The sequence below is a fragment of the Streptomyces sp. NPDC020742 genome, from assembly GCF_040641675.1.
In the GTDB taxonomy this organism is placed as follows: domain Bacteria; phylum Actinomycetota; class Actinomycetes; order Streptomycetales; family Streptomycetaceae; genus Streptomyces.
Map to the genome: position 1 here is coordinate 74,059 of NZ_JBFAEA010000021.1, position 26,950 is coordinate 101,008.

21 protein-coding genes and 1 riboswitch are annotated in these 26,950 nt (G+C 73.3%); of the genes, 5 read left to right on the plus strand and 16 right to left on the minus strand.

Annotated features, from left to right (window positions below; translation table 11 throughout):
• Positions 1-51: 51 nt before the first annotated feature.
• On the minus strand, positions 52-492 hold the full coding sequence (locus tag AB0G84_RS28175; protein ID WP_361326573.1) for a hypothetical protein: 441 nt from the start codon (positions 490-492) through the stop codon (positions 52-54).
• Between the two features lie 230 nt (positions 493-722).
• Between AB0G84_RS28175 and AB0G84_RS28180 the strand changes: the two genes are divergently transcribed.
• Complete coding sequence (locus tag AB0G84_RS28180) at positions 723-1,979, plus strand: sensor histidine kinase (protein WP_361326576.1); 1,257 nt, start codon at positions 723-725, stop codon at positions 1,977-1,979.
• Positions 1,964-2,611, plus strand: a complete 648-nt coding sequence (locus tag AB0G84_RS28185) for a response regulator transcription factor (protein ID WP_361326579.1) — start codon at positions 1,964-1,966, stop codon at positions 2,609-2,611. The genes AB0G84_RS28180 and AB0G84_RS28185 overlap by 16 nt, the downstream gene beginning before the upstream one ends.
• Positions 2,612-2,689: 78 nt before the next feature.
• On the opposite strand, the gene AB0G84_RS28190 is transcribed toward AB0G84_RS28185, so the two are convergent.
• Positions 2,690-3,859 (minus strand): cysteine desulfurase family protein, encoded by a 1,170-nt coding sequence (locus AB0G84_RS28190; protein WP_361326582.1) that lies wholly within the window; start codon positions 3,857-3,859, stop codon positions 2,690-2,692.
• Between the two features lie 179 nt (positions 3,860-4,038).
• Here AB0G84_RS28190 and AB0G84_RS28195 point away from each other — a divergent pair, with 179 nt between their 5' ends.
• On the plus strand, positions 4,039-4,926 hold the full coding sequence (locus AB0G84_RS28195; protein ID WP_361326585.1) for an alpha/beta hydrolase: 888 nt from the start codon (positions 4,039-4,041) through the stop codon (positions 4,924-4,926).
• On the opposite strand, the gene AB0G84_RS28200 is transcribed toward AB0G84_RS28195, so the two are convergent.
• The 5 genes from AB0G84_RS28200 to AB0G84_RS28220 form a co-directional block, all read right to left on the minus strand.
• On the minus strand, positions 4,904-8,989 hold the full coding sequence (locus tag AB0G84_RS28200; RefSeq protein ID WP_361326587.1) for an SAV_2336 N-terminal domain-related protein: 4,086 nt from the start codon (positions 8,987-8,989) through the stop codon (positions 4,904-4,906). The two genes, AB0G84_RS28195 and AB0G84_RS28200, sit on opposite strands and share 23 nt — an antisense overlap.
• Positions 8,986-9,999: a MoxR family ATPase gene (locus tag AB0G84_RS28205; RefSeq protein ID WP_361326590.1), complete on the minus strand. Its 1,014-nt coding sequence runs from the start codon at positions 9,997-9,999 to the stop codon at positions 8,986-8,988. The genes AB0G84_RS28200 and AB0G84_RS28205 overlap by 4 nt, the downstream gene beginning before the upstream one ends.
• Positions 10,000-10,051: 52 nt before the next feature.
• The gene (locus AB0G84_RS28210; protein WP_361326593.1) at positions 10,052-12,250 is read right to left on the minus strand and encodes a trypsin-like peptidase domain-containing protein; all 2,199 of its coding nucleotides are present in this window, start codon (positions 12,248-12,250) and stop codon (positions 10,052-10,054) included.
• Positions 12,247-12,702 (minus strand): CU044_2847 family protein, encoded by a 456-nt coding sequence (locus tag AB0G84_RS28215; protein WP_361326596.1) that lies wholly within the window; start codon positions 12,700-12,702, stop codon positions 12,247-12,249. The genes AB0G84_RS28210 and AB0G84_RS28215 overlap by 4 nt, the downstream gene beginning before the upstream one ends.
• Before the next feature lie 137 nt (positions 12,703-12,839).
• Positions 12,840-13,688, minus strand: coding sequence for a thioesterase family protein (locus tag AB0G84_RS28220; protein ID WP_361326599.1), 849 nt, complete (start codon positions 13,686-13,688; stop codon positions 12,840-12,842).
• A gap of 96 nt (positions 13,689-13,784) precedes the next feature.
• Here AB0G84_RS28220 and AB0G84_RS28225 point away from each other — a divergent pair, with 96 nt between their 5' ends.
• Positions 13,785-14,420, plus strand: a complete 636-nt coding sequence (locus AB0G84_RS28225; protein WP_361326601.1) for a trimeric intracellular cation channel family protein — start codon at positions 13,785-13,787, stop codon at positions 14,418-14,420.
• 10 nt (positions 14,421-14,430) lie between these two features.
• Here the strand turns inward: AB0G84_RS28225 and AB0G84_RS28230 are convergent, their stop codons facing one another.
• The 9 genes from AB0G84_RS28230 to AB0G84_RS28270 form a co-directional block, all read right to left on the minus strand.
• The gene (locus tag AB0G84_RS28230; RefSeq protein WP_361326603.1) at positions 14,431-15,840 is read right to left on the minus strand and encodes a M1 family metallopeptidase; all 1,410 of its coding nucleotides are present in this window, start codon (positions 15,838-15,840) and stop codon (positions 14,431-14,433) included.
• A 109-nt stretch (positions 15,841-15,949) separates the two neighbouring features.
• A complete protein-coding gene (locus AB0G84_RS28235) occupies positions 15,950-17,101 on the minus strand; it encodes a dipeptide ABC transporter ATP-binding protein (protein WP_361326673.1) in 1,152 nt (383 codons plus the stop codon).
• Between the two features lie 29 nt (positions 17,102-17,130).
• Positions 17,131-18,186: an ABC transporter ATP-binding protein gene (locus tag AB0G84_RS28240; RefSeq protein WP_361326676.1), complete on the minus strand. Its 1,056-nt coding sequence runs from the start codon at positions 18,184-18,186 to the stop codon at positions 17,131-17,133.
• 86 nt (positions 18,187-18,272) lie between these two features.
• Positions 18,273-19,283: an ABC transporter permease gene (locus AB0G84_RS28245; protein WP_361326606.1), complete on the minus strand. Its 1,011-nt coding sequence runs from the start codon at positions 19,281-19,283 to the stop codon at positions 18,273-18,275.
• Between the two features lie 78 nt (positions 19,284-19,361).
• Positions 19,362-21,113 (minus strand): ABC transporter substrate-binding protein, encoded by a 1,752-nt coding sequence (locus tag AB0G84_RS28250; RefSeq protein ID WP_361326609.1) that lies wholly within the window; start codon positions 21,111-21,113, stop codon positions 19,362-19,364.
• 125 nt (positions 21,114-21,238) lie between these two features.
• Positions 21,239-22,237 (minus strand): ABC transporter permease, encoded by a 999-nt coding sequence (locus AB0G84_RS28255; RefSeq protein WP_361326612.1) that lies wholly within the window; start codon positions 22,235-22,237, stop codon positions 21,239-21,241.
• Positions 22,238-22,685: 448 nt separating this feature from the next.
• Positions 22,686-23,486: an enhanced serine sensitivity protein SseB C-terminal domain-containing protein gene (locus AB0G84_RS28260; protein WP_361326615.1), complete on the minus strand. Its 801-nt coding sequence runs from the start codon at positions 23,484-23,486 to the stop codon at positions 22,686-22,688.
• 61 nt (positions 23,487-23,547) lie between these two features.
• Positions 23,548-24,345 carry an enhanced serine sensitivity protein SseB gene (locus tag AB0G84_RS28265; protein WP_361326618.1) on the minus strand — a complete coding sequence of 266 codons (798 nt, stop codon included), beginning with the start codon at positions 24,343-24,345 and terminating at the stop codon, positions 23,548-23,550.
• Positions 24,346-24,571: 226 nt separating this feature from the next.
• Positions 24,572-25,240, minus strand: coding sequence for an AAA family ATPase (locus AB0G84_RS28270; RefSeq protein ID WP_361326679.1), 669 nt, complete (start codon positions 25,238-25,240; stop codon positions 24,572-24,574).
• A 269-nt stretch (positions 25,241-25,509) separates the two neighbouring features.
• A riboswitch (glycine riboswitch) is annotated at positions 25,510-25,605 on the plus strand.
• A 151-nt stretch (positions 25,606-25,756) separates the two neighbouring features.
• Between AB0G84_RS28270 and gcvT the strand changes: the two genes are divergently transcribed.
• On the plus strand, positions 25,757-26,884 hold the full coding sequence (gene gcvT, locus AB0G84_RS28275; protein WP_361326621.1) for a glycine cleavage system aminomethyltransferase GcvT: 1,128 nt from the start codon (positions 25,757-25,759) through the stop codon (positions 26,882-26,884).
• Positions 26,885-26,950: the final 66 nt, after the last annotated feature.

Genomic DNA, 26,950 nt, shown 5'->3' on the forward strand with positions numbered 1-26,950 from the left:
ATGTCCCGGAGTCCCTCAGGCCCCTCAACCCCTCAGGACCCCTCAGGCCCCTCAGGACCCCTCGGCGAACGCCGCGCGCAGGCCGGGTCCGTTGCTGAGGAAGGCGGTGGCGGCGAGGGGGAGGGCGCTGACGGCCTGTGCCAGCGCGAACCACCCCGGGCAGATCCCCGGGATCAGGTCGACAGCGATGATCGCCACCGGCATCACCACGGAGAGGATGCGCACCCGCCGGTAGGCCCACCGCCTGCCCCGTGCGGCGAGCACGGTCAGCCAGTGGACCACCGCGGCGCTCGCGAGCAGTCCGGCCGAGCGGCCCCACATGAACGAGGTGACCGGGTGGCCGGTGATCGCGAGGACGGCGACCGTGAGGAGGACGGCGGCGCTGAGTACCCCGTAGGCCGCGACGAGTATCTTCGCGGTGCCGAAGGCCCGTTGGGCGCCGGGAAGGTGGAGCGGGGCCGCGTCGGCGGTGGTGCGGTTGCTGGTTTCCATGGCTGCTTTCCCTCGTGTCGTCATCGTGGTCTCGACGCTAGAAAGCGCACCGGGGGCGCGGTATGGGCCTGGACGTACGAGTGGGTGGGGCCAGCCCCACTCCCGGGCCGATCCGGCGGGAATCGCGCTCCGGGCAGCGGACAGTGGAGGCACCGGGTCGAACCGGCCCGGCCGGGCGGCGCCGCACCGCGGATGCCCCGGCAGTGGTCATCACATGAGGGGGAAGGCGTATGCGACAGCTGGTGTCGTGGCTGAAGAGTGCCGGCGTGGGGCTGGTGCGGGCGTGCGTGGTGGTGGTCGTCAGCATGCCGGTCCCGGCCGTGTGGGCCGGGGCGGTGGCGCTGGGGATCTGGTGGTCGGGGGACCCGTGGCTGTGGATCGGGCTGTTCGTGTGGGCGTGCCTGGGCACGCTCGCCCTGGCCCGCCCGGTCTGCCGGATGGTGCGCTTCCTCGTCGCGAGGTGGACGGCCACCGTCATCCCCGGCGGATACCGGCAGGCCGACCCGGTGGTGCGGATGTCCACCGGCTATTGGTGGAACGGGTTCTCCTACACGCGCAGCAGTCAGGACGCCCGGCGGGAGCAGCGGGTGCGGCTGTGGTGGGGCGATCCGGCGACCTGGCGCGATCTGCGGTTCGCGGCGCTCGCGCCGTTCACCGCGGGCGTGCTCGCCGCGGTGCCGCCGGCCGGAGTCGTGGGAGCGGTCCTGGGGTTCAGCCGGTCGACGCTCTTTGGAGGCGCCGTCGGGGTGCTCGGGCTGGTCGTGGCCCTCGCCAGTGCGCCGTACGCCTGGCGGTCCGCTCCGCCGATCGCCGTCCGCTTCCTGCGCGCCTCGCCGGCGAGGGCGCTGGCGGACCGGGTGGACGAGCTGACGGCCCAACGGGCGGACGCGACGGTCGCGCAGGCCGCCGAGATCCGCCGGATCGAGCGGGACCTGCACGACGGGGCGCAGGCGCGCCTGGTCGCGCTCGGGATCTCGCTGGCGACCGCGGAGAAGCTGATGGAGACCGACCCCGACCGGGCCAGGGCGCTGCTGCGGGAGGCGCGGACCGGCGCCGCCACCTCGCTGACCGAGCTGCGTGAACTGGTCCAGGGCATCAACCCGCCGGTGCTGAGCGAGCGGGGCCTCATCGATGCCGTGCGTGCGCTGGCCCTGGACAGCCCGCTCCAGGTGACGGTCAGCGCCGGCCTCCGGCTCCGTCTGGACCCGCCGATCGAGTCCGCCGTGTACTTCGGGGTCGCCGAACTGCTGACCAATGCGGCCAAGCACGCCCGTGCGACCCGGGCGCGGGTCTCCCTCACCCGGGACGCCACCGGCCTCGTCGTCGAGGTGGAGGACGACGGGCGCGGCGGGGCCGAGGTGCGCGCCGGCGGTGGACTTGCGGGGCTCCGCCGCCGCCTCGCGGTCTTCGACGGCACCCTGGAGCTCACCAGTCCGGCAGGCGGACCGACCCACGCACGAATGGTGGTGCCATGCGCATCGTTGTAGCCGAGGACCTCTACCTCCTGCGGGACGGACTGGTCCGCCTCGTCGAGGCCTTCGGGCACCAGGTGGTGGCGACGGCGACCACCGGGCCCGAGACGCTCGACGTACTCCTGAGGTGGCGGCCGGATGTGTCCGTCGTCGACGTCCGCATGCCGCCGACCCAGTCGGACGAGGGGCTGCGGGCCGCCCTCGCCGCCCGCCGCGAACTGCCCGGGCTGCCGGTGCTGATCCTCTCCCAGCACGTCGAACAGCTCTATGCGCGCGAGCTCCTGGCCGACGGCGCCGGTGGCATCGGCTACTTCCTCAAGGAGAGCGTCTTCGACGCGGATCAGTTCATCGACGCCCTGGAGCGGGTCGCCGGGGGCGGGACCGCCATGGACCCCGCCGTCATCGCCAAACTGCTCTCCACCGGGCCCTCGAACCGGCGGCTCGAAGGGCTCACCGAACGCGAGCACGCGGTGCTCGCCCTGATGGCCGAGGGGCTGTCCAACCAGGCCATCGGCCAGCGGCTGTTCCTCAGCGAGAGCGCCATCGGCAAGTACACCACCGCCATGTTCGGCAAGCTCGGCATCACCGATGACGGCAACACCAACCGCCGTGTGCTCGCCGTGCTGGCCTACCTCAATAAGCCCTGACCCGCCGTGCGGGCCCGCGTAGGGCGGGCCCCGCGGTGGCGGTGGTCATGCCACGTACACGCGTAGTCCCGGGGGCGCTCAGCTCAGGCCCGCGCTGCGTGCCCGTTCCACCGCCGGGCCGATGGCCTCGGCCAGCGCGGCCACGTCCGCCGAGGTGGAGGTGTGCCCCAGGGAGAAGCGCAGGGTGCCGCGGGCCAGGTCGGGGGACATGCCGGCGGCGAGCAGGACGTGGCTGGGCTGGGCGACGCCGGCGGTGCAGGCCGAGCCGGTGGAGCAGGCGATGCCCTGGGCGTCCAGGAGGAGCAGCAGGGAGTCGCCCTCGCACCCGGGGAAGGAGAAGTGCGCATTGGCGGGGAGCCGGCCGGCCGGGTCCGGGTCGCCGCCCAGGACCGCGTCCGGGGCGGCGGCGTGCACCGCCTTGATCAGGTCGTCGCGCAGTGCGCCGATGTCGCGGGCGAACTCCTCGCGGTGCGCGACGGCGTAGCGGCCGGCCGCGGCGAAGGCGGCGATGGCGGGGGTGTCCAGGGTGCCGGAGCGCACCTGCCGCTCCTGGCCGCCGCCGTGCAGCACCGGGACCGGGGCGTACTCCCGGCCCAGCAGCAGCGCGCCGACGCCGTAGGGGCCGCCGATCTTGTGACCGGAGACCGTCATCGCGGCGAGCCCGGAGGCGGCGAAGTCCACCTCCAGCTGGCCGACCGCCTGCACCGCGTCCGCGTGCAGCGGGACCTCGAACTCCCGTGCCACCTCGGCGAGTTCACGGACCGGCTGGATGGTGCCGATCTCGTTGTTGGCCCACATGACGGTGGCCAGCGCGACATCGGCGGGGTTACGGGCGAGGGCCTCGCGCAGCGCCTCGGCGGGCACCCTGCCGTAGGCGTCGACCGGCAGCCACTCGACGCGGGCGCCCTCCTGCTCGGCGAGCCACTCCACGGCGTCGAGCACGGCGTGGTGCTCGACGGGGCTGGCGAGCACCCGGGTCCGGGCCGGATCGGCCGCCCGGCGCGCCCAGTACAGGCCCTTGACCGCGAGGTTGTCGGCCTCGGTACCGCCCGAGGTGAAGACGATCTCGCTGGGGCGGGCGCCGAGCGAGGCGGCGAGGGACTCCCGCGCCTCCTCGACGGTGCGCCGGGCCCGCCGGCCGTCGGCGTGCAGCGAGGACGCATTGCCGGTGACGGTCAGCTGGGCGGTCATCGCCTGCACCGCCTCCGGGAGCATCGGGGTGGTGGCGGCGTGGTCGAGGTAAACCATGGTGCGCACGATTCTACGAGCTGACGTGCCCGGGGCCGGGGGCGCATCCGCGGCGCGCGGGAGCGGCCGCGCGCCGGGCCGGCGATGCCCGCGGCACCCAGCGGCTCCGTCGGCACCGGCCGCCGACCGCCGCCCCCACCCCTCGACACCGGATGTAAGGAGTCACTAGCCTTACGCTCATGACAGACTGGACGCTGGACCGTACGTTCCGTGCCGCGTCGGGTGACGCGGTGCGCTGGGCCGCCCTCGGGGCGCGTCGCGCCGGGGCACCGCCGGTGGTGCTGCTGCACGGCACGCCGTTCTCGTCGCATGTGTGGCGGGCCGTCGCCCGTGCGCTCGCCCCGTGGCACCGGGTGTTCGTCTGGGACATGCCGGGATTCGGCGCCTCGGAGATGCGGGACGGGCAGGACGTCTCGCTCGCGGCGCAGGCCCGGGTGTTCGGGGAGCTGCTGGCGCACTGGGAGGCCACCGGCGAGCTGGATCCGGCGTCCCCGCCGGCCGTCGTCGCCCACGACATCGGCGGCTGCGTCGCGCTGCGGGCCCATCTGCTGCACGGGGCGCGCTACGCCCGGCTGGCGCTGGTCGACCCGGTGGCGCTGGCGCCCTGGGGCTCGCCCACGTACCGGCTGCTGGGCGCCCACCCCGAGGTGTTCGGGCAGCTGCCGCCGCCGCTCCACCGGGCGTTGGTACGGGAGTACGTCTCCTCGGCGAGCGCCCCGGGCCTGCCTCCGGGCGTCCTGGACCGGCTGGTCGAGCCCTGGTGCTCGGAGGCGGGCCGGCCGGCGTTCTACCGGCAGATCCAGCAGAACGACCAGCGGTTCACCGACGAGGTCCAGGACCGTTACGGCGAGCTCGACCTGCCGACGCTGATCTGCTGGGGCGCCCAGGACAGCTGGATCCCGGCCGCGAAGGGGCGGGAGCTGGCCGCCCGCATCCCCGGCGCGCGGCTGCGCCTCATCGAGGGCGCGGGCCACCTCGTCCAGGAGGACGCGCCCGCCGAGCTCACCGCGGCGCTGGCGGACTTCCTGCGTCCGGGCGGCCCGACTACGGCGCCAGACGCCGGCTGAGTTCGCGGACCGCGCCGGCCGCATCGGCGGCGCCGGCGCCCCGCTCCCCCAGCGCCGCGGCGGACACCGCCGACTCCAGCTCGGCGCGCAGCAGGCTGAGCTCGGCCCGCCGCACCCGGCCCGTACGCTCGAAATCCGCGACCCGGAGCGCGAGTTCGGCTTCGAGGTCCGCAAGCTCGCGGTACCCGGGAGAAGCGGCCGCAGCACCGTTTTCCGGCGCGTCCGGGGCGTCGGCACCCAGGAAGCGGAGCTGGTCACGGAGGGTGCGGACGGCCGCGGTCAGCTCGCGCAGCGCCGTGCCGGTGCTTGCGGCGTCCGCGGTGCGCGACACGGCCGAGGGGCGCGCCCCGCCCGTCCCTGACAGCGCCGGCACGGACGCTCTCTCCCGCAGCAGGGCGCGCACCTCACCGGCCTCCGGGGCGCCGAACTCCTCGTAGACGGCGAGCGCCTCGCGCCAGTGCCCGCGGGCGCTCTGCTTGCGGCCCAGCGCGGTCTCGGCCTTCCCGAGCGCGGTCAGCGCATCGGCACGCCAGCGCTCACCGCCCGGCACCAGCAGCCGCTGGGCGGCGTCCTGGGCGGCGGCCGCCGCCTCGCCCGGCCGGATCAGCGCGACCATCTCGGCGGCCATCCGGGTGCGGGTGCGGCCGGCCCACAGGCGCTGGCGGTCCTCCTCGAAGAGCGGCAGCGCCCGGAAGAGTTCGCGCAGTGCGTCGACGCGCCGGCCAGCCGCCGAGAGCGCCTCCGCCAGGGCGTACCGGGCGTGCGCGAGGCCCGGGGAGCCGTCGCCGGCAGCGCGGCACAGGCCCACGCCCCGCTCGGCGAACAGCACGGCGTCGCTACTGCCGGCCGCCGCCCAGGCCCGGGCGAGCGCACCCAGCACGGCGGCCTCGCCCAGCCGGTCCTTGCGGTCGCGGCAGTGCTCCCAGGCGGCGGTGAGGTGCCGCTCGGCGTCGTCGTACCGCCGCTGGTGGAGGGCGATGGCCCCGGCGGCCAGCGGGGCGCGGAAGAGCGCGAGCGGGTCGTTCGCCACCCGGGCGAGGCGGACCGCCTGCCGGGCCTCCGGTTCGGCGCGGGTGAACCGTCCGACTGCGGCCGAGCACTCGGCGAGCGCGACCCGGGCCCGGGCCTCGGCGCGGGCGTCACCGGCCGTGGCCGCCCGGTCCGCCACCGCCCGCGCGGCCGGTTCGAACGCGGCGGCGGGTGCCCCGCAGTCCGCCGTCACCTGCGCGAGCAGCAGCAGGTCGGCGGCGCTCCGGACCAGCTTCGGGGCGTCCGCCACGGCCTGCCGGACGAGCGCGAGCGCCGCCGGCGTCTCCTCGGTCCACACGGCCAGGGCCCGGGCGGCGTCCCGCAGCGGCGGCAGGCCGGAGGCCGGGACGCGGACGAGGTCCTGCGGCATCCGCTCGCCCGGGTAGCGGAGGGTGTGCACCTGCCGCCCCAGGGCCAGGTACCAGGTCAGCAGCCGGGACAGCGCCTCGGCCCGCGCCTCCTCGGACAGCTCGGCCCGCAACTCCCAGACGAGCGGCGTGAGTTCATAGGAGCGGCGGTAGCGGCCGGGGGCCGCCTCCGACAGCGCGCCGGCCGCCAGCAGCGCGTCCAGCAGCGCCCGGCCGCGCTCCGCCGGCACCTCGAGCAGGGCCGCCGCGGCACCGGCCGAGAGGTCCGGGCCCTCCGGTACGGACAGCAGCCGCAGGGCCCGTCGCGCGTCCGGGGTGAGCCGGTCGTCGAGCCCGCGGAGCGCGGACCGCACCGCGGACGCCTCCGAAGCCGCCCCGGCAGCGGGCGCGGACGCCTGCGGCGGGTACGCCTCCGCGAGGAGCTCGCTCCACCACCGCGCGAGCCGGACCCGCTGCGCCGCCGCGTACGGCCCGGGCAGCCCGGCGAGCGGTTCACCGTCCCACAACTCCAGGGCGGTATCGCGCAGTCGGCGGGCCTCCTGGGGATCCCGGGCGGCGCGCGCCCGCGCGATCAGCTGCTCGGCCTCGTCGAGATCGAGGGCGGGCGGACTGCCGTCGGGGCCGCGCAGCGCATAGCCGCCCCGCTCACTGACGAGGAGCCCCCCGTCCGCGCCGAGCGCCCGGCGCAGCCGTGCGGCATAGGTGCGCAGCGTCGCGCGCGCACGGGGCGGGCGCTCGTCCCCCCAGAGGCCGGCGACCAGTTCGGAGGTGGTGGCCCGGCGCCCCCGGCGGAGCAGCAGGGCGGCGAGCAGGGCGCGCTGGTGCGGGGAGCCGAGCGCGAGGGCGGTCCGTCCGCGCCGGGCCCGTACCGGCCCGAGGACCGTGAAGCGCAGCTCCGCGGCCGGCGGGGCGGGCGGCACGGTGCCCGAACAGCGCACCGGCTCCGGGGGGTCGCCGCCGGTGCGCTGTTCCGGCACCGTGCCGCCCATCCGCTCCAGCACCGGGCTCGCGAGCACGGCGAACGCCCGTGCCGAGGCGTGCAGCCGCAGCTCGCCGCCGTCGTCGCCCATGAGGACGGGGAAGTCCGGCAGCCGCCCCAGGTACGGCTCCAGGGAGCGGCCGACGGCCTCGACGACGTCTACGGCCTGTTCGGTGCCGAGCCCGCTGAACAGCAGCTCCCGTACGCCCGGCCGGAAGTCGTAGACCGGCTGCGCCGGCCGGCCCGGCGAGGGTGCGCCCAGGGCCCGGTCCAGGGTCCGGACGGCGGCCGCGTCCACGGCCCGGTCTGTGCGCTCCAGCAGGCCGCCGAGCAGGATCTCCGCGACATGGGTGGGGCTGGCGTCGGGCATCGTGGCCGCCCGCACCAGCTGCATCAGCTCGGTGGTCAGCGGGCGGATCGCGGAGAGCCGGACGGCGAGGCGGTAGGCCTCCGGCGAGAACGCGCCGCGGAAGTGGGTGAGCAGCTCCTTGGCGCTGCCGTGCGGCGGGGTCGGCGGGGCCTGCGGCGTCCCGGCCAGCAGCGCGGTGTCGACCAGGTGCGGCACCCCGGGGCGGGTGAGCAGGCCGACCCACTGCTCCACCGCGGACGCGGTGGGGTGCAGCACGGGCAGCGCGAACAGCCCGGCCGCCTCCGGGTCGCGCTCGCCGCTGAGCGGGTCGCACACCACCAGCCGCCCGGGCGGGTCGAACTCACCCGGTGCGGCCAGGAGTTGGGGGCGCGCGTCGAGAGCCGTGCCCCGCCACAGCCGCCGCGGCAGGGGGTTGATCACCGCCACCGGCCCGCCCCCTCCGCAGGCGGTCAGGGCCCGCACGGCCTCGCGGCTGCGCCAGCCCGGGTCCGTACCGTCGGTGAGGACGAAGGTGACCGTCGCACCCCCGGACCCACGGCAGGGCAGCGGAGCGCGGGGGTCGATCGCCCGGACCCGGACGGAACGGAAGACCGCACTCCGGACCAGCAGCGCGCGCAGCTCGGCGGCGAGCGGGCCCCACACCTGCATGGCCGGGGAGGTGTCCACCAACAGCTCGGCCGACCAGCGCCGTTCCCGGTCGGGCCGGGAGACGACATCGAAGAAGCCGGTCTCGGCGGTGAACCGGACGGTGGCGTCGATGTCGGGGACCGTACGGTGCGGATGCTCGCGGTTCTGCCGCAACGGGCGCAGCGCGCCGCCCAGTTGTCGGGCTTCGGGCAGTGCCCGCCCGCCGGGCACCCGCGCGGGGCGGGCCCGTCCGCCGCCCGGCCCGCCGCCCTGGCTGCCCATGGCGTACAGGGCGCGGCGGGGCGGGCCTGCGGGGGCGAGGGGGTCGGCGGGCCCGGCGGGGGCCTCCGGCCCATCAGGACCGGCGGCCCCGGCGGGAGGCTCCGGGGCGGTGGCGCCCACTTCGGACCAGGTGGCACCGGCGGCCACATCAGCCCCGGAAGCATCGCTGGCATCGCCCACATCGCCCGCATCGCCGGCACCGGTCGCCGACGCCCCGGGGTTTCCCGGATCCCCAAGGACCCCGGGCGCCCCCGCTCCGCCCTCCGGCTCCTCCCCCAGCGGCCGGGCCGCCGCCCCCGTCCGGCCCTCCCCCTCCATGGCCCGCGCCAGCCACAGCACGTCGAGGAGTTCGGTGGCCGCGAGGTCGTACCCGGCGGCCGCCAGCGTCTGCCGCAGTCGGTCCATCATGGCGACAGCGAGGCGTCGAGGCGGTGCAGGACGGCGGCGAGCAGCTCTTCCTTGCCGAGGTCGGCGCCGCTGATCCGTAGATGGACGGCGGCCAGCAGCTGGTCGGTGGCCAGGGTCTGGGTCTTCGCGCGCTGGTGGAAGACCTCGATCAGGTCCTCGGCGGCGGCGACGGCCTCCTCGCCCAGGTTGTGCTCGATGATCCTGCGCAGCCGGTCGCCGGTCGGTTCCGGCAGGTCGAGCCGTACGCAGCGGCGCATGAAGGCCGGCGGGAAGTCCCGTTCGCCGTTGCTGGTCATGATGACGATCGGGAAGTGGGCGCAGCGCACCACCCCGCGGCGGACCGTGACCCGCTCCCGGCTGCCGCTCAGCAGGACCTGCACCTCCTGCTGGTGTTCGGGGAGCCGGGCCAGCTCGGGGATCTCGAACTCGCCCTCCTCCAGGACCACCAGCAGGTCGTTGGGCAGGTCGATGTCCGCCTTGTCGAGCTCGTCGACGAGCAGGACCCGGGGGCGGTCGGCGGCCAGCGCACTGCCCAGCGGGCCGAGGCGGAGGTACTGGCCGATGTCGCCGGCCGCGCCGGGGCGTCGCACCCGGGGCCGTCGCGCGCTCCCCCGGTGCGCCTCGTGCTCACGGCGCAGCGACGCCTCGCGCAGCCGGCCCACCGCGTCGTAGCGGTAGAGGGCGTCCTGGAGCGTGGAGCGGCTGTTGACCGACCAGCGCAGCACCTCGCCGAGGCCCAGTTCCTCCGCGACCGCGCGGGCCAGCGAGCTCTTGCCGGCGCCGGGGCGGCCGGTGACCAGCAGCGGGCGGTGCAGGTGCAGGGCGGCGTTGACGACCGAGATCTCGTTGCGCTCCAGGAGGTACGGCGCCCGGGGCGCGGCGCCCCGGGCGGCGGGGAGGCGCCGCCAGGGCGGTGGGGCGGGCAGCTGGGCGGGACCGCGGAAGACCCACCAGTCCTCCGGCCCTGAGCCGGCGTCGTCGTGTGCGCCTGCTGCACTCTGTCCGGTCACCGCGCGTACTCCTCGTTGCTGTCCGTGGCCGCGCTGCGGCATCCACGGTCGTTCATGGTTGCGTCAACACCCAGGCGTCCGGGGCGAGTTGCGGGGGCCGGTGGTCCGGTGCGTCGTAGAGCAGGGACAGCCGGCGGCCGGGGTGGGCGGCGCTCTCGGGCTCGGCCATCGCCTTGGCCCGTTCGAGCCGGACGACCTCGGGGACCTCGGTGTGGTTCGCGCCATCGACCAGGGCGAGCAGGTCCTTCACGAGGCGCTCGCCGTGTTCGGCGCGGTGCCACAACACGGTGTGCACACCCGCCTGGACACACTGGCGCAGCAGCATGCCGTGGTGGTGCGGGTCGCAGCAGACGATGACCGTGCCGGCGTCGCGGTGCACCTCCAGCTGGGCGCGGGCGACCTTGCGGTCGGTGTGGCGATGGTCCAGGACGAGGCGCTTGGCGGCCGGCAGGGCGGCGGTGCGCTGCTTCCAGCCGGCGTAGCTCTCCCGGGAGCGCTCGGTGGTGCGCACCACCACCCGGCGGGTGATGCCCGGCGCGAACGGCCCGTCCTCGTCGCTGTCGGGCGACTCCCAGGCGTCGACGTCCAGACCGAGCCAGGCGGCCGGCAGGAAGTACTCCACCAGGGCGGTCTCCGGGTCCTCCCGGACCTCGGTGCGCAGCACCCGGCGGATGTCGTCGACCACCTGCTCACTGCCCGCCTCCGCGTCCCGGACCAGGGCGAGGCGGTGCGCCTGACCGTCGGCGAGGGTCCAGATCTGGTACGTGAAGCGCCGGCCGGTGGGGGCCGGCAGCAGCTCCACTTGGACCCGTGGGGCGGCCGGGCGGACGGCGCCGACGGGGACGGGGTGCACGGCCCCGCCCAACCCACCGTTGCCGCGGGCCGGTGCGGCGGCGGCCTCCACATCGGCGCGGAACTGGTGGACCGCCGCGGCGTCCACCCCCGACCGGGCGGCCACCCGCTCGACCCAGGCGTCCAGGTCCTCGGCCGGGTAGCAGGCACCGGTCGCGCGCTCCGCGACGCTGATCCGCACCACGCCCTGCAGCAGTGGGGCGACCGGGGCCCCGGCGGTGGAGCCGAACCCCTCCAGGGCGTCCATGGCGTCGGCCAGGCCGGTGACGGCGGGGAGTTCGGGGGCGTGCGGCAGCACCGTTTCCAGGAGGACGCGGGGGTCGGTGCGGGTGCAGTGGGCCAGCAGGCCGGAGAGGTCGCGGCGCTGGCGGGTGGTCAGGTACTCGCCGGGGCGGACCGTACGGGCCGCCCGGCGCAGCCGCTCCCGGTCCTCGCGGGCAGTGTGGAGCCCGGGCAGGGGGCGGAGCTCGTACGGGTCCGCGTGCGCCGGGTGGACGTACTCCCCCGCCAAGTCGAGGAGTTCGGGGATGCCGCGGCGGACGCCCACCGCGAGGCCGACGAGCCGATCGAGGTCGGCGGCCGGGCCGACCGAGGGACGGCCGAGCCGGGCGGCCAGCCGCCGTTCGCAGTCCAGTACCGCCTCCCGGCCGGTCAGGACCCGTTCGAGGGCGTGCAGCAGCTGCTGGACGCCGCGGCGGGCGGTGGGCACCGACGGCGGCGGGAGGGTGGGGAGTTCGGCCTCGACGGCAGGGACGCTCAGGGCGTACATCGTCGCCGGCAGGGACCCGCAGGCCGCCGTCTCGGGGGCCCGGTGCACGGCCACGACCAGGCCGACCACGGCCTGCCGTGCGCGGTCCCAGAGCGGGCCGCCGCTGAAGCCCTCGGTGACCTGGGCGCCGCCGAGCACGTCCAGGGCGAACCAGGGCGGCGCCGAGACCCGGGGCACGGCGCGCAGCGTGGGCAGCGGATTGCCGCTGGCCCATAACGCGATGGTCTCGCCGGCGTAGGTGTGCTGGAGGAACGGCGCGGGCTCGGCGCCCTGGGGCGGCGGGGCGGTCAGCTCCAGTACGGCGAGGTCGCCGTGGTAGGGGACCCGCCCGGGGTCGACGGGGCCGGATCCGGCGGCCGCGGCCCGCGGCGGCCGCCACATCTCCCGCACGACCCGGGCGGTGAGGTCGACGCCGGCGGCGACATGGGGCAGCCGGAGCGTGACGGTGTCGGCCGGGCCCGGCGTGTCCTGATCGAAACGGGCCCTGCCCAGTGCGCTGTTGACGACGTGGGCGCAGGTCAGGACGAGCCGCTCGGCGACCAGTACGCCCGCGCCGACGGCCCGCTCGCCGTGCCGTACGGAGGCGAAGGACTGCTGGAGCGGGGTGTCCGGACCAACGCCTGTGATCATGGCGCGGCCCCGCCCGATCCGTCCGCGTCCCTCCGCTCCGCGCCGAGGTTCCAGGTGGCGGAGACCTTGAAGCTCGCCTCGCCGTTCCCGGAGAACACCCCCAGGCGCAGATCGGAGCCGAGCGTCACGCCGAACTCCACGGTGACCTCGTCGGGCCGGTGGCTGCCGCGGGCGATCGAGCGGTGGATCTGGCCGAGCACGCCGCCGAGCGGACGCAGCGCCTCCTCCAGCACCTCCCCGCCGCGGGTCAGTGCCCGGGCCGCCCGGCTGTCCACGCTGACCGGTTGGGCGGAGCCGAAGGCATCGGGCAGCTCCAACTCGCCGTCCCCGCCGGCCTCGCCGTCAACCGCAGGGTGTTGATACCGGCCACCGTCCGGGCCGGGCTCACCGGGCGCGGTGGCGCGCAGCCAGACGACAGTTCCGTCTTCCATCCTCAGCGGCACGTCCCCCATGTCGATCAGTCTGACACGAGGTTCCGGCCTCCCGCGCGCGGTTTTGCGTCACTCTTCGCCCTCCCACACCGGTGGCCACCTGCGAAAAGGGGTCTCCCCCGGGGGCAGCACGGTAGACCGCGGAAGGGCGCGCCGCCTCACCCCTCCAGCAGCGCCCGCGCCAACTGGCGTGATTGCGCCACCAGTCGGTCCTGGGAGTCCCAGACCTCCGCGTCCTCCTCCAGGAAACCCCCCGCCAGATTGCGGGTGGTGATGGCGACGCGCAGCGGACCGGGCGCCGGGCGGCAGCGGACGTGCGTGGTCAGCTCGACGGTGGGGACCCAGCCGAGCAGGCCCATCTCGAAGGCGGTGGGCGGCAGCGCGTCGACGGTCAGCAGCAGGGAGAGCGGGTCGGGGTCCCGGCCGTCGGCGAGGCCGAACCACGCGCGCATCTCGCCCTTCCCGGACGGCGCGCCGACCGCCCAGCCGGCGGTGGCCGGGTCCAGGCGGAGGTCGAGCCGCTCGGCGATGGCGGTGCTACCGGGGATCGCGGGGCGTCCGCCGGGCGCGCTGTCGGTGCCCAGGCAGTGCTCGTACGGCGGGATGGCCGGCGGCTTGGCGGTGGTGCGGACGTCGTCGGGCAGCGCACCGAGGTCGCCGTAGGTGGCGAGCACCCGCAGCCGCTCCACTTCACTGCCGTCCTCGGCGAACTGGATCAGGCGGGCGGTCCCGGTGGACATCGTGCGCCCGGCGCGCACCACGTCGGTGCGGACCACGGCGGGGCCGGGGACGGAGGCGGTGAGGTAGTGCGCGGAGACCGACAGCGGGTCGGGGTGCGGCAGGGCATCGCCCAGGGCACGCCCCATGAGGGCGAGGAGGTAACCGCCGTTGACCGCCTGGATGATCGTCCAGCCCGCGGAGAGGTGGGCGTCGTAGACGCCGGGGGAACGGCGGGTGACGGCCGTGTCACGGTCGAACTCACTGTTGCCGATGGTCACCAGAGACATGGCGTGGACGGTACACGCTTTTATTACCGACCGGTAGTGTCAAATTGTGCCCGCCCGACCCGGAACCGGTTGTTCCGGGCCTGCCATGATGACGCCATGCTTCACGTGCTCTACCTGGCCGGCGTCGCGGCCTTCGCGGCGAGCGGGGTGCTGGCCGCCTACCGCGCCAACATGGACCCCTTCGGCGGCCTGGTGCTCGCCTTCGCCGCGTCCATCTCCGGCGGCACCCTGCGCGATCTCATCCTCGACCGGCGGCCGCTGTACTGGACGCACGACTGGGTGCTGCTCACGGTGATCATCTGCGTCGGCGTGGGCACCATCCTCTATCTGCGGTTCTGGTCGCTCCCGCACAAATCGCTGCTGGTGGTCGACGCGATCGGGCTGAGCGTGGTCACGGTGATCGGGGCCCGCGCGGCCATCGACGCCGGCGCCACCCCGCTCGCGGTGATCATCCTGGCCGTGCTGACCGGCGTCGCCGGCGAGGTGATCCGCGATGTGCTGTGCGGCGAGTTCCCCCCGCTGCTGTTGCGGGAGGACGTCTACGCCATCGCCGCGCTGGCCGGCGGCGGCTGCTACCTGCTGCTGCACCACCTCGGTACGGGCGCCACCCCCGCCGCCGCCATCTCGGCGGGGGTGGTCTTCGCCCTCCGTATGGGCGCGGTCTACCTGGGCCTGCACCTGCCCCGGCCGCAGCAGCTGCGTCCCCGTCCGGGGCGGCAGGACCTGGAGTGACCGCCCGGGCTCACTTCCCCGGCAGCGCCGGCCGGCTCCCGGTGTTCAGCCAGGTGTCGAAGAGGTCGCCCAGCTTCTGCCCGGAGATCTTCTCGGCGAGCGCGATGAACTGGGAGGTCTCCGCGTTGCCGTAGCGGTGCGCGGAGGTCCAGGCCGGCAGCAGCTTGAAGAACGCCTTGTCGCCGATCCGCTCGCGCAGCACCTGGAGCGTCATCGCACCCCGCTGGTAGACCGCGCTGTCGAACATGGTGTCCCGCTTCGGGTCGCCGATCTTCAGCTTCCAGAAGGGGGCGTCAGCGGGGAGGTCGCCGTAGGCCTTCCGGAAGGCGTCATGGGCGCTCCGGCGGCCCTTGTGCTCGTCCCAGAGCCACTGCGCGTAGCTGGCGAAGCCCTCGTTGAGCCAGATGTTCTTCCACTGCTTGACCGAGACCGAGTCGCCGAACCACTGGTGCGCCAGTTCGTGGACGATGGTGCTCTCGCTGCGCACCGCCGAGTACACCGGCTTGGACTGCACCTCCAGCGAGAATCCGGCCTGCGGCATGTCGTCGACGACCGCGCCGGTCTCCTCGAAGGGGTACCGCCCAAAGACCTTCGACCAGTAGTCGGTGGCCTCGGCGGTGATGCCGTAGACGTCGACCTTGCCGGTGGGCAGGGTCGGGTCGGTGGCGACGTAGATGGGGATGCCGCCGGGCGTGGTGCCGGTACGGACGTCGAACTTCCCGATGGTGGCGGTGGCGAGGTAGGTCGCCATCGGGCGCTTCTCGCGCCAGTGGGCCCAGGAGCGGCCGTGCGCCTCGCCGGAGCCGACCAGCCGCCCGTTGGAGACCCCGGTCAGGCCCTTGGGGGCGTCGATGCGGATGTCGTAGGTGGCCTTGTCGCTGGGGTGGTCGCTGGAGGGGAACCACGTCGAGGCGGCGTTCGGCTCACAGGCGACGAAGACGCCGTCCTTGGTCTTCATCCAGCCGTAGGGGGAGCCGAAGATGATCGGCCCGCCGAGCGGCTTGGGGACGCCGTGGTAGGTGACGGTGACCTGGAACCGCGCGCCCCGGTGCAGCGGGAAGTCGGGCCGGACGGTTATCTCGTCACCGGATCTGGCGAAGTGCGCCCGCCGGCCGTTCACCCGGACCGCGTCGACGTGGAGCTTTTGCAGGTCCAGGTCGAAGGAGGAGAGGTTCTGGGTGGCCTTGGCGGTGAGCGTGGTGCGGCCGTCGAGGCGACCACTGCCGGGCTGGTAGCTCACGCCGAGGTCGTAGTGCAGGGCGTCGTAGCCGCCGTTGCCCATCTTGGGGAAGTACGGGTCGCCGGCGCCCGAGGCGCCGGGGGACGGCTGGGGCGCCGCGGCGATGGTGGCCGCGGAGGCCACCGCGGTGGCCAGCGCCAGCCACCGGGAGGTGCGGCGCGCAGAGCGGGAGAGTGCCATAAGTCTTCCCTTCGGACACGGACGAAGACCGATCAAAGATCGAACAATCGTGCTGAACTCTGCACTCTCCCGCGCTCTTTCGCCTCTTATTTTGCCAAGTCGTCAGGGATCACTGCGCACTTGACGGCAAACCGGGCGCTTCGCCCGGCGCTTCCCCTGCGGCCTCTCCCGCCCTCTCCCCTACGGCCTCCCCGGGCGCCGACGCCGTGGCCGCCGGGGCGGGCCGCTCGGCGTCCTCCGGGTGGTGGCAGGCCACTTGATGCCCCGTCCGCAGGGCGACCAGCGGGGGCTCGGTGGCGGAACACACCTGCGTTGCCTTCCAGCAACGGGTGCGGAACCGGCACCCGGAGGGCGGGTCGATCGGCGAGGGCACATCGCCCGTCAGCAGGATCCGGTCGCGCTGGGTGCGCCGCTTGGGGTCCGGCACCGGCACCGCGGACAGCAGCGCCTTGGTGTACGGGTGCATCGGTGCCCCGTAGAGCGCCGCCCGGTCGGCCAGCTCCACGATCTTGCCGAGGTACATCACCGCGATCCGGTCCGAGACGTGCCGGATCACCGACAGGTCGTGGGCGATGATGACGTAGGTCAGCCCCAGCTCCTCCTGGAGGTCGTCCATCAGGTTGACCACCTGCGCCTGGATGGAGACGTCCAGCGCGGAGACCGGCTCGTCGGCGACCACCAGCTTCGGCTTGAGCGCCAGCGCCCGGGCGATGCCGATGCGCTGCCGCTGGCCGCCGGAGAACTCGTGCGGATAGCGGTTGTAGTGCTCCGGGCTGAGCCCCACCAGCTCCAGCAGCCGCTGCACCTCCTTCTTCACCCCGCCCTCGGGCTCGACGCCCTGGAGGCGGAAGGGGGTGGAGACGATCCCGCCGATGGTGTGCCGCGGGTTCAGCGAGCCGTACGGGTCCTGGAAGATCATCTGGACGTCGCGGCGCATCGGCCGCAGCCGGCCCGGGGACAGGTGGGTGATGTCCCGGCCCTGGAACTCGATGGTGCCGCCGGTCGGTTCGTCGAGCCGGGTGATCAGCCGGCCCATCGTCGACTTGCCGCAGCCGGACTCGCCGACCACGCCCAGCGTCTCCCCGGGGCGGACGTCGAAGTCGATGCCGTCGACCGCCTGCACCGCCCCGACCTGCCGCTTGAGCAGGCCCTTGGTGATCGGGAAGTGCCGGACCAGCCCGCGGACCTTCAGCAGCGGCTCGCCGGCCGCGGAGGCCGGGGCACGGCCGGCCGCGCCCGGTGCCTCCTGCTGCGGCGGGATCTTCTTGTTCGGTTCGTCAGTCGTCTCGGTCACAGCTTCGGCGCAATCTCTTCGGTCCAGATACGCTCCCGCTCCTCCGGCGCCATGTGGCAGGCGGAGAAGTGCCCGTCGCCGGCCTCGCGCAGCTCGGGGCGGACCGTACGGGTGAGGTTGTCCCCCGGCACCTCCGCGTACGGGCAGCGGGGGTTGAAGGCACAGCCGGACGGGACGTTGATCAGGCTGGGCGGGGAACCCTTGACCGGGATCAGCCGCTCGGTCTGCTCGCGGTCGATCCGCGGCATGGAGCCCAGCAGGCCCCAGGTGTAGGGGTGTTGGGGCGCGGAGAAGACCTGCTCGGCCGGACCGCGCTCGACGCACCGCCCGCCGTACATCACCAGCAGGTCGTCGGCGAGCTCGGCGACCACGCCCAGGTCGTGGGTGATGATGATGACCGCCGAGCCAAACTCCTTCTGCAGGTCCCGGATCAGGTCCAGGATCTGCGCCTGGACGGTGACGTCCAGGGCGGTGGTCGGCTCGTCGGCGATCAGCAGCTCGGGGTTGTTGACCAGCGCCATCGCGATCATGGCGCGCTGGCGCATCCCGCCGGAGAACTGGTGCGGATGGTCGTCCACCCGCTTGTCCGGCTGCGGGATGCCGACCCGGTCGAGCATCTCGATCGCCCGCTTGCGCGCGGTCTTCTTGTCCACGTCGTGGTGGACGCGGTAGGCCTCCACGATCTGGTTGCCGACCGTGTAGAAGGGGTGCAGCGCGGAGAGCGGGTCCTGGAAGATCATCGCCATCCGGCGCCCGCGCAGCCGGCGCACCTCGTCCGGATCGGCGGAGACCAACTCCGTGCCGTCCAGCCGGATCTCGCCGGACATCCGTACCCTGCTGCGCTGTTGGCGCGAGGCGCGGTGCAGGCCCATCACGGCGAGCGAGGTCACGGACTTGCCGGACCCGGACTCGCCGACGATGCCGAGCGTCCTGCCCTTCTCCAGGCTGAAGCTCAGCCCGTCGACGGACTTGACCAGGCCGTCGTCCGTGGGGAAGTGCACCTTCAGGTCCCGCACCTGGAGGAACGGGGGTGTGGCGGGGGCAGGGGGCACGGCGGACGGCGCCCCGGCGGCGGCCGCGGCGGTCCCGGCCACGGCCGCCGGCGCCGGCTGGGTGGTCCTGTCCTCGGAGGAGTCGGTCACGAGAGCCTCACCCGCGGGTCGACGGCGGCGTACAGAACGTCCACCACCAGGTTGCAGAGGACGATGAAGAAGGCGGCGAGCAGCGTGACGCCGAGGATGTTCGGCAGGTCGTTGGCGTTGATCGCCTCCACCGCGAAGGCGCCGACTCCCTTGAGGGAGAAGACCTGTTCGGTGATGAGCGCACCGCCGAGCAGCAGCCCCAGGTCCATGCCGAAGACCGTGATGATCGGGGTGAGCGCGGCCCGCAGACCGTGCCGTACGACCACCTTGCGCTCGCGCAGGCCCTTGGCGCGGGCCGTACGGATGTAGTCCTCGCCCAGTGTCTCCAGCATGCCGGCCCTGGTGAGCCGGGCGTAGAGCGCCGAGTAGAGGAAGGCCAGGGTGACCCAGGGCAGGACCAGGGTCCGGGCCCACAGGAACGGGTCCTCCGTCAGCGGCACGTAGTCGCTGCGTTCGAAGATCGGCCACTGGTAGGTGAACAGGGCCAGCGCCAGGGCGCCGGTGAAGAACATCGGGAGGGAGACACCGGCCAGCGCGACGCCCATCGCCATCCGGTCGAAGAGCGAGCCGGGGCGCAGCGCGGAGAGCACCCCGGTGGCGACGCCGGAGACGACCCACAGCACCGCCGCGCCGGCGGCCAGCGAGAGGGTGACCGGGAGCCGGGACTGGATCTCCGGCCAGACCTCGATGTGGGTCTTGAAGGAGTAGCCGAAGCACGGCATGTGGCAGGTGGCCGCCTCCGGGCCGAACTTGTAGTCGACGCCGACGAAGATGCCCTTGAGGAAGTCCCAGTACTGCTCGAACACGGGCTTGTCCAGGCCGAGGTTCTTCTTGACCGCGGCGATGTCCGCGGGCGTGGGCGCCTTCCCGATGTACTGCTGGGCCAGCTGGTCGGTGCTCTGCCCGGCCAGCTTCGGCAGCAGGAAGAAGATGCCGAAGGTGACCGCGCTGACGATCAGCAGCAGGACCACTGCGCTGATCAACCTGCGGATGATGTACGAGACCACGGGGATGCGGCGTCGGCGCCGCGGGCCGGCCGGGACCGGCCCGCGGACTCCAATGCCTTCACCTGCCTTCCAGGGCTGCTACTTCTTGACGCCGATGTTGAGGTAGTCGTACTGACCGCTGAAGGCCGAGGTGGACACCAGGTTGGTGGCCTTGGGCGAGCGGTACATCAGGACCTTGAAGTAGGTGAGCGGGACCAGCGCCGCCTGCTCCATCGTCTTCTTGTCGATCTCGGCGTAGGCCTTCTCGCGGGCCGCCTTGTCGGTGTTGGCGATGGCGGTGTCGAGCAGCTTGTTGATCTCCGGGTCGTCCAGCTCGGAGAGGTTGGTGTTGCCGGACTGGCTGATCGCCTTGCCGTTGAGGATCTGCTGGAGGTAGCCGTAGCCGGTCGGGAAGTCCGAGCCCCACTGCATCATGATCAGGCCGACGTTGTTCTTCTTGTTGAACTTCGGCACACCGGCGTAGTCCGAGAAGTACTTGCTGGTCGGGTACTGCTGGAGCTTGGCGGTGACCCCGATCTTCTTCAGTGAGTCGATCACCGAGGTGGCCGCGTCGACCTCGTCCTGCCGGTCGCTGCGGGCCAGGATCGTGGTGGAGGCCTTGCCGGCCCCGCACTTGTCCCAGTGCTTCTTGGCCTCGGCCAGGTCCAGCTTGTCGCCGTCGTACTTCTGCGGGTACAGGTCGTACTTCTGGTAGCCGTCGATGTCGGTCGGCAGGACCGTGGAGGCCAGCGCACCGCGGATCGGCCCGCCGAGCGCGGTCTGCACCGCCTTCTTGTCGATGGCGTACTCGACGGCCTTGCGGCACTCGAGGTTGTCGAACGGCTTCACCTTGGTGTCGATGGCCGTGTAGACCAGCCGCTGACCGAGCGCGTTGTCGGTGTTGGCCTTCTCCTTGGGATCGGTGGTGAGCTGGGCCTGGGTCTGGCCGTCCACCCCGCGCCCGGCCAGGTCGACCAGGGTGTTGCCGGACTGGAGGTCCTTGTCGATGGTCGACTGGGCGACCTTCAGGTTCAGGACGATCTTGTCCGGCAGCTGCTTGCGCAGCGGGTCGGTCTTGGCCGACCACTGCGGATTGCGGACCAGGGTGAGCTGCTTGCCCTCCTGGTAGCTCTGGTACTTGTACGAGCCGGTGGACAGCACGGACTTGGTGTAGTCCGCGCCCTTGTCCTTGGCCTGCGGGACCGGGGCCGTCTGCGGGGCGCTGACCAGGTAGTCGAACTCCGCGAACGGCTTCTTGAGGTGGAAGACGACCGTCTGCTCGTCCGGCGTCTCGATGGACTTCAGCCCGGCCTTGCTCTTGTCCTTGTACGGGCCCTTGTAGCCGCCGTCGTTGTCCTTGAGGAACTGCTGGAAGTAGTTCGGGCCCAGCGAGAGGGTGTCGCGGGCGAAGTTGGAGCGCTCGACGGCGTACTTGACGTCCTGCGAGGTGACGGTGGTGCCGTCCTCGTACTTGACGCCCTTGCGGAGCTTGTACGTCCAGGTCCTGCCGCCGTCGCTGGGCTTGCCCATGGACTCGGCGAGGTCCGGGACCAGCTCGTTGCCCTTGGCGCCCGGGCCCGGCTTGAAGGTGGTGAGCGGGCGGGCGTAGAGCCGGCTGAAGTTGTAGATGAAGGCGTAGTAGGTGTTGCCCGGGTCGAAGGACTCGGGGGCGTCACTGATCGCGTAGGTGAGCGTGCCGCCCTTCGCGTCCGAGGCGTTGACCACGCCCTTGGTGGCGGCGTTGGCCTCGCCCGAGGCGTCCGAGGAGCCCTTGCCCCCGCTGCAGCCGGCCAGCACAAGGCCCGCACTGGTGATGGCCGCTATCGCCGCGACCGGAACTGACCTTCGCATGATGGTCGGTCTCCCCTTCATTCGTCTTCCTTCGGACTAATTCGTGTTTTTTCGTCGAGAAACTCACAACGGTTAGAACGTCACATGCAGTTGAGGAGTCCGGGCGCGCGCGCCCGGCCGGGCCGTCAGCGGCTACGCGGGTCCAACGCGTCCCGCAGACCGTCACCGAGCAGGTTGAAGGCGAGCACGGTGACGAAGATCGCGAGGCCGGGCACGATCATGTACTGGGGGTCGACCTCGTAGTACTTGACCGCCTGGTTGAGCATGCCGCCCCAGGACGCCTGCGGGGGCTGGATGCCGACGCCCAGGAAGCTCAGCGCCGCCTCGAAGAGGATGTTGGAGGGGATCAGCAGCGTCGAGTAGACGATGACCGGCCCCACCAGGTTCGGCAGCAGCTCCCGGAACAGGATGAACGGCCCCCGGGCGCCCATGCCGCGGGCGGCGTCCACGAACTCCCGCTCGCGCAGCGACAGCGTCTGGGCCCGCACGATCCGCCCCATGTACGGCCAGTTGAAGAAGCCGATCACGAAGATCAGGACCGAGATGTGCAGCGGCAGACCGTCCAGCCCGAAGGCGCCGCCCTGCAGCGAGGCGGAGATCGCGATGGCGAACAGCAACAGCGGGAAGGCGAGGAAGACGTCCATCATCCGGCTGATGAAGGCGTCCACCCGTCCGCGGTAGAAGCCGGCGATCACGCCGAGGACGGTGCCGATGGCGACCGACAGCAGCGTCGCGCCGAACGCCACGATCAGCGACACCCAGGAGCCCTCCAGGATCCGGGCGAGCAGGTCGCGGCCGAACTTGGGGTCCACCCCGAGCGGATGGTCCGCGCTCATCCCGCCCCAGTCCCCCTTGGGAAGCGTGGTGTTGGCGTCGATCAGCGACGGGTCGGGGCTGTTGGGGTCCAGGCCGAGCAGCGCCTGGAGCGGCCGGGAGAGCGCGGCGACGGCGATGAGCAGGACGACGACGAGGGCGCCGGCCACCGCGACCTTGTCCCGCCGGAAGCGCAGCCAGGCGATCTGGCCGAGCGAGCGCCCTTCGATGCGCTTGCCGTCCAGGCCCTGCAGCACCGCTTCCGGCTGCGCCTCGGCAGCGGCCCCGGTGGTCTCGATCGGTGCGGTCACGGTGCCTTCGACCCCTCTCGGCCGATGGTGGCCGGCCCCTGCCCCGCCGCATGAGCGGCTTGATTCACATCACTGGTGCGATTCCGTACTGGTGCAATGCCGTACAGGTGCAGTTCCGTGCAAGTCCGCTGGACGTCGCGGCAGTTCGCACTGCGGGAGTCAGAAATTCACGCGACGCCGTAGGGAGGGTGACGCTCGATGACGCTCATACGCAGGGCCGGAGCCCTGTTGTGTGCGGAGTCTTCATCGCCCTCGCGATCAGTCACTAGCCCCGGTAGGGAAAGGATGCGCAACTGTGATGTGGCCCACGACATTCCGTTATTCGGACAACAGTGCGAGCTGAGCGGGGTGGAAGGCCGCGGGAGAGCTCCTCGACCGCGGGTCGTACAGGGCGCATTCACGCCGGATCCCTGCCGGAGCGATCCGCTCCGGCAGGGCGGTGCGCCCGTCAGTAGGGGCGCGGGTAGCCGTAGCCGTACGAGGGCGCCGGCGCCGGCTGCCCCTGCGGCTGGGCGTAGCCGTCGCGGTCGAAGAAGGGGCGCGCCGAGGCCCGCATCCACATCCCGACCGGGTCGTACTCGTCGTTCATGGCGACGGTGGAGACCGGCAGGCCGTCCGGAACCGCGCCGATCGACTGCTGGATCATCAACCGCGCCGAATCCACCGCCTGTTGGCCGGTGTCGTACAGGTCCAGTCCGATCGCCAGATACGGGGCGCCGAGGGCAGGCTGCACCCAGGCCCGGCGCAACGACCGGACGGCGGGCGTACGGTGCGCGTTCTGCGCGAGCAGGGCGTAGAACTGCGGGATGTCGATGACCGGTTCCGAGATCCGCAGCGGTCCGGCGGGCAGCCGGTCCAGGCCCACGGCGATCCGGCGCAGGTCCGGCCAGGGGATGCCGACCCCGCCGCCGGGGGCGTGCGGGTTCAACCACAGGCCCCAGCGGTCGGGGAAGAGCGAACCGGCGATCTCCAGGCCGCCGACCGCCTCGTGGTCACGGTTCCAGCCGGACGCCGCGAGCTCCGCCGCCGAGGTCACGCACGGCGCGTAACCGAGGCCGTCGACCTCCATGTTGCCGTACTGGGCATCGGGCGAGCCGGCCCGGCCGTGCCAGAGCAGCATCCAGACCTGGCCCGCGGCGAGCGCGTGCAGCAGCGCCTCATAGGCGTCGTAACGGCCTGGCGAGACCTGCTGCAGCAACTGCTCCAGCGCTCCGGCCGCCGCCGGCCCCTGATGCGCACCCGCGCTCACGTGGTCCGTCCCTTCTCTCGGCAGGGCACGTGTGGGTGCGCCCGCGCGTCGTCCCTCCAGCTTACGAGTGGTCCCGGGAGTAGAAGGGCCGCACGCGCTCCAGCAGCCAGTCGGCGACCGGGTCACCCTGGGCGAGATCGAGCATCACCAACTGGACGGGCCAGGGCACCGGCACCGCGCCGAGCGCACGTCCCAGGGCCGTGAGCACCGTCCCACGGGCGGTGCCGTCATGCAGCGCGGCGGGGGGCGCCTCGATCTGCACACCGACGAACAGCGCGGGCGTGTCGCCCTCGACACTAGCCAGGGCACGTCGGGCAGTCAGGACAATTCCGGCACCGGAGAACTCCAGTCCGGCGGCGGCCAGGAAGTCCACCGGCTCGTCCTGCCAGTCCGGTTCGAAAAGCCGGACCCGCCCGCCGCTGGGCAGCCCCTCCGCCTCGTGGTGGCCCGAGCGGCACAGGGCGGCCACCGCGGGCGGCGGCAGCGGAACGCCGACCGTGCCCTCGGGGTTGACCGCGATGCCTATCTTCGGCGGCAGCCCGCGGGCGAACTCCCGGGCCGGTGCGACGGTGAAGGACATGTGCGAGCCGACCACCCGCAGGAACTCCTGCTCGGAGCTGTAGACGGGGACGTAGGCCAGCCCGGCTATCTCCACGGTGGGCAGGTCCAGGCCGCGGGCACCGGGGCCGGCGCTGTCCGGACCGCCGCCTTCGGGCAGCGGCACCCACACCGGGCTGCGGCCCAGTACCTCGACGATCCGGCCACCGGCGCTGGGATGCCCGACCGAGGCGGCCAGCACCTCTTCCAGTTCGTTGGCCGGCCACGCCAGTTGCGGTATCCCCTGCTCCGGAAAGTTCATCTGCACCCACCCGTTCCAAACCGCTGTCGGCCCCGACCCTAGACGAGAAGGGCCGAGGTGGGACGTACGGGGTGCGGGTGCACAGCACGCCGGAAGCCGTTCTCCGCCCAGCGGAAGCCGGCGGGCTCCAGGGCGCCCCGATGCAGGCCGACCGGCTCCACGGCTCCCGGTGGAAGCCGACCGGCTCCGGGCCCCTCGACGGAGGCCGATCGGCTCCGGGGCGTCCTCAGTGGAAGTCGACCGTCTCCAGCGCGCTCGCCGCCCGCCGGTCCAGCAGCACCACCGAGCCGAACCCCGGGGGCGGCCCAGCGGACTCCGCGGTGGCGATCAGCCGCCCGACCGCCCTGCGATGGCGGGCGAAGGCGTACGCCGAGACCCCGCGTCCGCGCGCCTCCTGCCCGGAGCGGGCCACCTCCGGCGGGACGTCGAGCAGCACCAGATGCAGCCCGCGCCGGCCGCGCCGGGCCGACCGTGCCACCCAGCGCCGGACCCACGCCAGCGTCCCGCAGTCGTGCACCACCACGCTGTCGCCCGAGCGCAGCGTCCGGCCGAGCGTGAGGTAGTGGGCGGCCCGGACCAGCGGGCGGTACAGCCCGTACGGCAGCCGGCGCAGCCGCCCGCGCCCCCAGCGCTCGCGGACGTCCTGGGAGTCGATGCGGTGCACCGCGCCGCCGCCGGTGTCCAGCGGGGGCACCACGCGGTGCATCAGGGTGCTCTTGCCGCTGCCCGGCAGCCCCGAGACCACGACCAGGTCACCGGCCGGGAACCGCAGCTCGGCGGCGCCCCCGGCGGGCGTCCCGGCACCGCGGAGGTCGACGGTCCGCTCGCCGCGCCCCGGGCGGAAGACCGTGCGCGGCGGCCGGCCGGCCGGGAGCGCACCGGCCGCGGACACCACCGCCGCGGCGTCCGGGGGCACGGCCCCCGACGTGGCCGCGCAGGCCGCTTCTCCGTGCACCGTGCTCGCCTCCCCGTCCCGTCCGGATCCGTCCCTTACCCGCAGAGTGTCAAGAAAAGGTAATGAGCAGCAAGGTGCGGGGCCGATCCGCCCACGTCGTGAGCGGGTCGGTGGCAGGGGCTCCTCCATCCGGCGATCCCGTGCAATGATGTGGCCGCCACGTGCACATCGCAGTTCACTCGTGCACCGCCAATTGCATACCGGCCGCTTGAACCCGCGCGGGAGAGTCCCCGGCCGCCACGGCGGGGCGCCGAAGGAGCAAGTCCTCCCTTGAATCTCTCAGGCCCCTATACCGCGCGGGCGAGGCAGATCTGAAAAGCGAGCCACCGCCCGGTTGACGGCGCGGCTCCACCCAAGGTGCAAACCGGGTCCGTTCGCGGGATCCCGGTGAACCTCTCAGGTTCCGATGACAGATGGGGAGAACGTCTTGTCACCCCTGCCTGGGAGCCCAGAACCATGACTGATGCCCCCCGCCGTACCGCGCTGGACGCCACCCATCGCGCGCTCGGCGCGACCATGACCGACTTCGCCGGCTGGGACATGCCGCTGCGCTACGGCAGCGAGCGGGACGAGCACCTCGCCGTCCGCACCCGCGCCGGCCTCTTCGACCTCTCCCACATGGGGGAGATCACCGTCACCGGCCCGCAGGCCGCCGATCTCCTCGACTACGCGCTGGTCGGCAACATCGGTGGCGTCAAGACCGGCCGCGCCCGCTACACCATGATCTGCGAGGCCGAGGGCGGCATCCTGGACGACCTGATCGTCTACCGCCTGGCCGAGCAGGAGTACATGGTGGTGGCCAACGCCTCCAACGCCCAGGTGGTGCTGGACGCGCTGACCGCCCGTGCCGGCGGCTTCGACGCCGCGATCCGCGACGACCGGGACGCCTACGCACTGCTCGCGGTGCAGGGCCCGGAGTCCCCCGGCATCCTCAAGAAGCTCACCGACGCGGACCTGGACGGCCTGAAGTACTACGCGGGCCTGCCCGGCACCGTCGCCGGCGTCGAGGCGCTGATCGCCCGTACCGGATACACCGGCGAGGACGGCTTCGAGCTGTTCGTCCGGCCGGCCGACGCGGTCGCCCTCTGGGAGGCGCTGACCGAGGCCGGCCGGGACGCCGGGCTGGTGCCCTGCGGCCTGTCCTGCCGCGACACGCTGCGCCTGGAGGCCGGCATGCCGCTGTACGGGCACGAGCTGACCACCGCGACCACGCCGTTCGACGCGGGCCTGGGCCGGGTCGTGAAGTTCGAGAAGACGACCAACGGCGGCGACTTCGTGGGCCGCGCGGCGCTCGCGGCGGCCGCCGAGCGCGCCGCGGCCAACCCGCCGCGCACGCTGGTCGGCCTGATCGCCGAGGGCCGCCGGGTGCCGCGCGCCGGCTACTCGGTCACCACCGCCGACGGCACGGTCATCGGTGAGGTCACCTCCGGCGCCCCCTCCCCCACGCTCGGCAAGCCGATCGCCATCGCCTATGTCGACGCGGCCTACGCCACACCGGGCACCGAGGGTGTCTGCGTGGACATCCGTGGAAGCCATGAGCCGTACGAGGTCATCGCGCTGCCCTTCTACAAGCGGCAGAAGTAGCGACCGCGCCTCGGCGGACCCGGCGGCGGCGCGCTCCCGCGCGTCTCACCGTGCAAGACGCTCCCG

Excerpts from the sequence above, each read along its gene's own strand:
- AB0G84_RS28175 (WP_361326573.1), bottom strand. The coding sequence starts at position 492 with ATGGAAACCAGCAACCGCACCACCGCCGACGCGGCCCCGCTCCACCTT.
- AB0G84_RS28195 (WP_361326585.1), top strand. The coding sequence starts at position 4,039 with ATGACAGACTGGACGCTGGACCGTACGTTCCGTGCCGCGTCGGGTGAC.
- AB0G84_RS28185 (WP_361326579.1), top strand. The coding sequence starts at position 1,964 with ATGCGCATCGTTGTAGCCGAGGACCTCTACCTCCTGCGGGACGGACTG.
- AB0G84_RS28220 (WP_361326599.1), bottom strand. The coding sequence starts at position 13,688 with ATGTCTCTGGTGACCATCGGCAACAGTGAGTTCGACCGTGACACGGCC.
- gcvT (WP_361326621.1), top strand. The coding sequence starts at position 25,757 with ATGACTGATGCCCCCCGCCGTACCGCGCTGGACGCCACCCATCGCGCG.
- AB0G84_RS28200 (WP_361326587.1), bottom strand. The coding sequence starts at position 8,989 with ATGATGGACCGACTGCGGCAGACGCTGGCGGCCGCCGGGTACGACCTC.
- AB0G84_RS28210 (WP_361326593.1), bottom strand. The coding sequence starts at position 12,250 with ATGATCACAGGCGTTGGTCCGGACACCCCGCTCCAGCAGTCCTTCGCC.
- AB0G84_RS28250 (WP_361326609.1), bottom strand. The coding sequence starts at position 21,113 with ATGCGAAGGTCAGTTCCGGTCGCGGCGATAGCGGCCATCACCAGTGCG.
- AB0G84_RS28180 (WP_361326576.1), top strand. The coding sequence starts at position 723 with ATGCGACAGCTGGTGTCGTGGCTGAAGAGTGCCGGCGTGGGGCTGGTG.
- AB0G84_RS28265 (WP_361326618.1), bottom strand. The coding sequence starts at position 24,345 with ATGAACTTTCCGGAGCAGGGGATACCGCAACTGGCGTGGCCGGCCAAC.
- AB0G84_RS28225 (WP_361326601.1), top strand. The coding sequence starts at position 13,785 with ATGCTTCACGTGCTCTACCTGGCCGGCGTCGCGGCCTTCGCGGCGAGC.
- AB0G84_RS28230 (WP_361326603.1), bottom strand. The coding sequence starts at position 15,840 with ATGGCACTCTCCCGCTCTGCGCGCCGCACCTCCCGGTGGCTGGCGCTG.
- AB0G84_RS28190 (WP_361326582.1), bottom strand. The coding sequence starts at position 3,859 with ATGGTTTACCTCGACCACGCCGCCACCACCCCGATGCTCCCGGAGGCG.
- AB0G84_RS28215 (WP_361326596.1), bottom strand. The coding sequence starts at position 12,702 with ATGGGGGACGTGCCGCTGAGGATGGAAGACGGAACTGTCGTCTGGCTG.